Raw genomic sequence first — 392 nt, forward strand, 5'->3', positions numbered from 1 at the left:
GATTGTATAATATGGTTTGATAATAAATTTTTACAAACTGTAAATACAAGCTATAAATATAAAGTTGATGTAACTCCAATTGGAGAGTTTGCTAGTAATGGTAAATTAACATATGTAAGAGTAGTAGAAAAAACAGAGAAATATTTTAAAGTTAGAGGAACACCAAATACATTATTTGACTGGACCATAACAGCAAAACAAAAAGGATATGAAAGAGATAGATTAGAAAAGGCTAGTTAATTCTAGTCTTTTTTATTTATAAAAAATTAGTCAGAAAGAAAGTGCATAAATGGAAAAAGAATTACTAACACAGATAATAGGACAAGGAGCATTTGCAGCTCTTTTTGTATGGCTATTATGGGATACAAGAAAAGAAGCAAGAGAAAGAGAAA

At 27.8% G+C, this 392-nt stretch carries 1 protein-coding gene and 1 pseudogene; both read left to right on the forward strand.

The window, feature by feature from the left end; all coding sequences use genetic code 11:
- Positions 1–240, forward strand: a pseudogene (locus O212_RS16765) (hypothetical protein); the annotation flags it as partial.
- Positions 241–289: 49 nt separating this feature from the next.
- Positions 290–392 (forward strand): BhlA/UviB family holin-like peptide (locus O212_RS0115770; RefSeq protein ID WP_029699475.1); only part of this gene is annotated, 103 nt, incomplete at its 3' end.

Source organism: Clostridium sp. Ade.TY (assembly GCF_000498355.1).
GTDB lineage: Bacteria > Bacillota > Clostridia > Clostridiales > Clostridiaceae > Clostridium.